Source organism: Dokdonella sp. (assembly GCF_036518555.1).
Classification (GTDB): domain Bacteria; phylum Pseudomonadota; class Gammaproteobacteria; order Xanthomonadales; family Rhodanobacteraceae; genus Dokdonella_A.
Genome location: NZ_DATDMY010000068.1, coordinates 1 through 5768 on the forward strand (window position 1 = coordinate 1; position 5768 = coordinate 5768).

A 5768-nucleotide genomic window follows, 5' to 3' on the forward strand; every position below is an offset into this window, starting at 1 on the left:
AGCCGTTCGTGTCCTTGGCGCGGCGCGCCTTGCCGCGCGCGATCGCCGCGAGCACAGCCTCGCGGTCGATCGGCCGCGAACGCGCGCTCGGGGCACTGCCGGCCTGCGGCGCTGGTGTGGGAGCGGCTTCAGGCGCGATGGCCGTGTCGCCGGCGATCGCGGCGGTCGGAGCGGCGTTCGTGGGATCGGCAAAAGCCGTGATCCTCTTCGCCGCGGCAGCGTCGTCACCCGGGGATGAAAGCATCGCGGCTTCCGCCGCTGCCACAGTATTGCTCGCGCCGGTGCGATCCTTGCGTGCCTTGCGCGCATCGAAGCGCTCGCGCGCCACCGCGGCGCGCTCGAGCACGCGTGCACGCGACAGCGGCGCGGCAGCGACCGGCACGAGCGCTATGCAGTCGACCGGGCAGGGCGGCAAGCAGAGTTCGCAACCGGTGCATTCGTCGGCGATCACCGTGTGCATGCGCTTCGCCGCACCGACGATCGCGTCGACCGGGCAGGCCTGGATGCACTTCGTGCAGCCGATGCAGACGCCCTCGTCGATGACGGCGACGATCGGTGGCGCTTCGGCGCCGTACGCGGGATCGAGCGGCTTCGCCGCGATGCCGAGCAGATCCGCGAGTGCGGCGACGCCGTCGGCACCGCCCGGCGGGCAGCGGTCGATGTCGGCCTCGCCGGTTGCGATCGCATCGGCGTAGGCGCGGCAGGTCGGAAAGCCGCAGCGCGTGCACTGCGTCTGCGGCAACAATGCATCGATGCGAGCGGCAACCGCCGCCGTGGGATCACCCGAGTCCGGCCCTGCGGCTGGCGAGCGTGTCGTCACGGTCGTCGGAGCCCACGCCGACGCGAGACCCACGCAGCGATCCACACCAGGCCCGCACCCAGCAGCGCCAGCGCGGGCGGAGACACCGCGGGCGCTGAAATGGGTGCGACACCGCCGACGGGTGCATCGAAGCGCGCCGTGTTGTTCGCGGCATTCGCGTCGTAGACCCGGCCCGCGGTCGCGGTGTCGATCAGCCAGACGTCCCACGGCGGGTCCTGGTCGATCGTCAATGCGTCGTCTGCAAACGGGATCGGCGACGGCAGCGGGACCTCGAGCAGGCACGAGGCCTGCTCGCCCGGCGCGAGCGCCGGCAGGCGCGCGCCCTGCGCCGGGGTCGGGACGAATTCGCGCGCGCATGTGCTCGTGGTCGGTGCGCAGCCACCGGCGATCGCATTATTGAACGTGCGCGCGTGACTACACGTCATGGCGTCGAACGCGCCGACCGGCACGTTGCCGACGTTCGTCGCGGTCAGGCGGAACACGCCGTGGGAGACGCCGGACGGGTCGACCGACGAGGACACGAGTTCGCTGTCGAGCGCGATGTCGGCGAACGTGCCGGCGATCGCATCGATCGTCACGCGGAAGCCGATCGCCGACCACACCTGCACGTGCAGGTCGTCGATGCCCGCGGGCGACCGCGTCAGCGTGAGCTCGCAGTCGAGCGTGCCGCCGGGCGGCAGCGACGGGATGTCGAACGCGCGCACGTCCGCCTCCGACGTGTCGTGCAGGGCACCGCACCCCGTGCCCGCCAATGCGAATGTCCAGCCCTCGCGCAATCGTGCCACCATCACGGTGGTCGCATCCGAAGCCTCGGCGGCGGTGTTCTCGACATGGATCGGCATGGCCGTACTGCCACCGCGCTCGACGGCAATGGCGGCCTGGGGCGTGGTGAAGTTCAGATCGCCCGCCGCCTGCGCGGCGGCGATGCCGCAGGAAGCCAGTGCGGTTGCGAGAGCCGAACGGCCAAGAAGCGTGGGCATGCCATTTCTCCTGGAGCGGTTACGGACGGCCGCCGTGCTGGCAACAGTCGACGCGATGGATGGCGTCAACGCACTTTCTGCAATATTCCAGCGTCACCGGACCGATCCTACAGCTTCGCGGCGCGCGAAGCTTGTTCGACCTCGCGCATCACGGTCGCGAATGGAGTCGGATGCGTGCGCCAGCGCATCGCGCATCGCGGGCAGGCGTAGCGGCCCTTGAGATGACGCGTAGCGATGATCATGGCGATAGGCACCGCGACGACGCTGCCACCGAGCACGATCGCGGTCGTGGCGTCGGCGTAGGTCGCGAACATCGCCGAGGCCAGGACCAGCAGCTGCAGGGCAATGAACACGACGAAGACGACCCGTCGCGGCTGGGTATCCTCGCGGCCCGGTGTGGCGCAGTGCGGGCAAGCGGGTCGGTCCACGCCATCGTCGGCGATGGCGAGCGCCCCGGCGCGGTACTCGCCGATGAGGTCGGCCGCATGCGCGGCGTCCTCGTCGGCGACCATCACGCGATAGCCGCCGAACGTCAGCGTCTTGAACCAGTCCTGGCGCACGAGCAGCGCGTCGAACACCCACGCCTCGATGCCGTGTGCGCGCAGCATCGATTCGACGACGTGCGCCTCGGCGTAATCGGCGGACCAGTACGCGCGTCGCAAGCCGCCTCCGTCACTTCACCGTCGCGCCGGGTTGCGCGCCCGCGTCGGCGTCGAGCAGGAACAGGTCGCCGCCGCCGGTGCCGGCCGAGAGGATCATGCCTTCGGACACGCCGAAGCGCATCTTGCGCGGCGCGAGATTGGCGATGAACACGACGTTGCGGCCGACGAGTTTTTCCGGTTCGCCGTAGGCGGCGCGGATGCCCGAGAAGATCTGCCGCTGGCCGAGTTCGCCGGCGTCGAGTTCGAAGCGCAGCAGCTTGTCCGAGCCGTCGACGAATTCGCACGCGAGCACCTTGCCGACGCGCAGGTCGAGCTTGGCGAAGTCGTCGATGCCGATCGTCGCCGCGAGCGGCGTGCCTTCGCCTGCTTTGGTGGGAGCGGTTTCAGCCGCGATGCTCTTCTTTGCCGTTTCGCCGGCGGGGATCGCGGCTGAAGCCGCTCCCACGGAGGCAGCGGTATCGGTGGGTTTGAGGGATTCCTTCGAGGCTTCGATCATCGTTTCGATCTTCTTCGGGTCGACCCGGACGGTGAGGGCGGAGAACTCGGCGATGCGCGTGCCGAGCGCGGGCGTGGCGGCGACGTCGAAGCGCGACCACGGTTCGGCGAGGAACGCACGCGCGCGCGCCGCGATCGCGGGCACGACCGGGCTCAGCCAGATCGAGAGCAGGCGGAACCCGTTCAATGCAAGCGTGCACGCGACGTGCAGTTCCTCACGCTTCGCCTCGTCCTTCGCGAGCAGCCACGGCGCCCTCGTCGCGACGTACGCGTTCGCTTCGTCGGCGACCTCGACGAGCAGGCGCACGACGCCGGCGTAGTCGCAGGCGCGATAGAGCTCCGCGCACGGCGCGAGCTTCGCGGCCCAGGCGTCGTACAGCGCGCGCTCGGCTGCGGGCAGCGTCGCTGCGAGACGGTCGTCGAAGAACTTGTGCACGAACCCCGCGCAACGGCTCGCGAGGTTCACCCACTTGCCGACGAGGTGCGAGTTCACGCGCTCCTCGAACGCCTTGAGGTCGAGGTCGAGGTCGACCGGCGCCGCGGTGAGCATCGTCGCGAAGTAGTAGCGCAGGTAGTCCGGGTCGAGTCCAGCGTCGAGGTAGGTGCGTGCCATCACGAACGTGCCCCGCGATTTCGACATCTTCTCGCCGTTGACGGTGAGATAGCCGTTCACGTGCAGCGCGGTCGGCGTACGCAGCTTCGCGCCACGCAGCATCGCCGGCCAGAACAGGCCGTGGAAGTTGACGATGTCCTTGCCGATGAAGTGGTGCATCTCCGCGTCCGGGTCGAACGCGGGATCGGCGACCTCGAGGAACGCATCGAACGAGGCCGGCGCGAGGCCGTTCTTGGCGCCTGCTTCGCTCGCGCAGTATTTCTTGAAGCTCGCGAGATAGCCTATCGGCGCATCGAGCCAGACGTAGAAGAACTTGCCCGGCGCATCGGGAATCGGGAAGCCGAAGTACGGCGCGTCGCGCGAGATGTCCCAGTCGCGCACGCCGCCTTCCGCGTCGAGCCATTCGCGCAGCTTCGCCGCGACCGACGCATGCATGACCGGCGCGCCGTGCGTGAGCGTGCCGGCGAGCCAGTCGCGCAGCATCGCGGCGAAGTCGCCGACCTGGAAGAAGTAGTGCTCCGAGTCGCGCAGCTCCGGCGTCGCGCCCGAGAGTACCGAATGCGGATCCTTGAGATCGGTCGGCGCGTACGTCGCGCCGCAGTGCTCGCAGTTGTCGCCGTACTGGTCCGGCGTACCGCAGTTCGGGCAGATGCCCTTCACGTAGCGGTCGGGCAGGAACATCCGGCGCACCGGGTCGTACAGCTGGCGGATCGAACGCGCGGCGATGTGGCCGCCCGCCTTGAGGCGCGCGTAGACGAGCTCGGCGAGTTCGCGGTTCTCGTCCGAATGGGTCGTGTAGTACCCGTCGTGCACGATGCCGAAGTCGACGAAGTCGCGCACGTGGCTGTCGTACACGCCTCGGATGAATTCTTCGGGCGTCAGCCCCGCCTTTTCCGCGGCGAGCATGATCGGCGTGCCGTGCACGTCGTCGGCCGCGACGAAGTGCACCGTGTCGCCCGCCATGCGCCGCGCGCGCACCCATACGTCGGTCTGGATGTAGCCGAGCAGGTGGCCGATGTGCAGCGGGCCGTTCGCATACGGCAGGGCGTGGGTGACGAGGACGTGCTTGGGTTTCGGCGCACTCATGCGTCGCGGCTTCCGATCGTTGCTGCAAAGCGGAATTATGGCATGCGGACCGGAGTCGAGCGTGGCACCCGCGATCTTGAAGCTTTGTCCCCGGGCATGCAGGATGTCCTTGTATGAGCAATCCCGCCTTCACGCGCCTGTGTCGCGCCCGTGACTTCCTGCGCGAGACCTGTGCGGAGAATCCGCCGCTGGCGCAGGCCGCGGCGGTCGCGAACATGTCGCTGTTCCACTTCGTGCGCCGGTTCGATGCGCTGTTCGGCCTGACGCCGCACCGTTGGCGCACTCAGGCGCGCATACGGCAGGCACGGGAGCTGCTGGCACGCGGCGACCACTCCGTCACCGATACCTGCATCGAGCTCGGCTTCAGCAGCGCGGGGAGTTTCTCCAACCTGTTCCGGCGCCATGTCGGCATGTCACCGCGCGAGTTCCAGCGCATCGCGCACTGTTCGGTCGCCGTGTCCGGCTGGCCGCCTCCCGCGCACTTTCCGGGCTGTCTCAGCCTGATGGCGCGACTGCCGGTCGGCGCGTTGCGCAATTCCCGATAAGCCATCCCGCAGGTCAGCGGCTACGATGCGCGTCACGACACTGAGGGAGAGGTTTGCGTGCGCATCAAGCTGACCAGCATCATGGTGGACGATCAGGCCCGAGCCCTGGCGTTCTACACCGACGTCCTCGGTTTCCGAAAGAGGAACGAATTCCCGGCGGGCGACTACCGTTGGATCACCGTCGTATCGCCGGAGGAACAGCAGGGGACCGAACTGTCGCTGGAACCGAACGCGAACCCAGCCGGCCGCGCGTTCCAGGAGGCGATGTTCGCGCAGGGCATCCCCGTGGTTGCCTTCGAGGTGGATGACGTGGAGGCGGAACACGATCGCCTGCGCGGCCGCGGCGTCACGTTCACGACCAGGCCGACGCCGATGGGAGCGGTGAAAATCGCCGTATTCGCCGATGGCTGCGGAAACCTCGTGCAGATCTATCAGCACGTCGGCTGAGATGCATGAGGCCTTCGTCGGACGGGGTCGACGCGTCCGACGGCAGCCGCGGGAGGCGGTCGCCGCGCGACGTCCTCGGTGTTCCTTGGATCGGCAAGCGGCGCGCCGACGGCGATCCTA

At 68.7% G+C, this 5768-nt stretch carries 6 protein-coding genes; 2 read left to right on the forward strand and 4 right to left on the reverse strand.

What is annotated here, in order from left to right; all coding sequences use genetic code 11:
- The 4 genes from VI238_RS04320 to metG form a co-directional block, all read right to left on the reverse strand.
- On the reverse strand, positions 1 to 742 hold a 742-nt coding region (locus VI238_RS04320), incomplete at its 3' end, for an RnfABCDGE type electron transport complex subunit B (protein ID WP_331648825.1).
- A gap of 74 nt (positions 743 to 816) precedes the next feature.
- A complete protein-coding gene (locus VI238_RS04325; protein ID WP_331648827.1) occupies positions 817 to 1800 on the reverse strand; it encodes a hypothetical protein in 984 nt (327 codons plus the stop codon).
- A gap of 107 nt (positions 1801 to 1907) precedes the next feature.
- A complete protein-coding gene (locus tag VI238_RS04330) occupies positions 1908 to 2462 on the reverse strand; it encodes a putative signal transducing protein (RefSeq protein WP_331648829.1) in 555 nt (184 codons plus the stop codon).
- Between the two features lie 10 nt (positions 2463 to 2472).
- Entirely contained in the window at positions 2473 to 4656 is a 2184-nt protein-coding gene (metG, locus tag VI238_RS04335) for a methionine--tRNA ligase (RefSeq protein ID WP_331648831.1), read from the reverse strand.
- 113 nt (positions 4657 to 4769) lie between these two features.
- Here metG and VI238_RS04340 point away from each other — a divergent pair, with 113 nt between their 5' ends.
- Together VI238_RS04340 and VI238_RS04345 are read left to right on the forward strand one after the other, a co-directional pair.
- Entirely contained in the window at positions 4770 to 5201 is a 432-nt protein-coding gene (locus VI238_RS04340; RefSeq protein WP_331648833.1) for an AraC family transcriptional regulator, read from the forward strand.
- A 57-nt stretch (positions 5202 to 5258) separates the two neighbouring features.
- The gene (locus tag VI238_RS04345; RefSeq protein WP_331648835.1) at positions 5259 to 5648 is read left to right on the forward strand and encodes a VOC family protein; all 390 of its coding nucleotides are present in this window, start codon (positions 5259 to 5261) and stop codon (positions 5646 to 5648) included.
- Positions 5649 to 5768 lie beyond the last annotated feature (120 nt).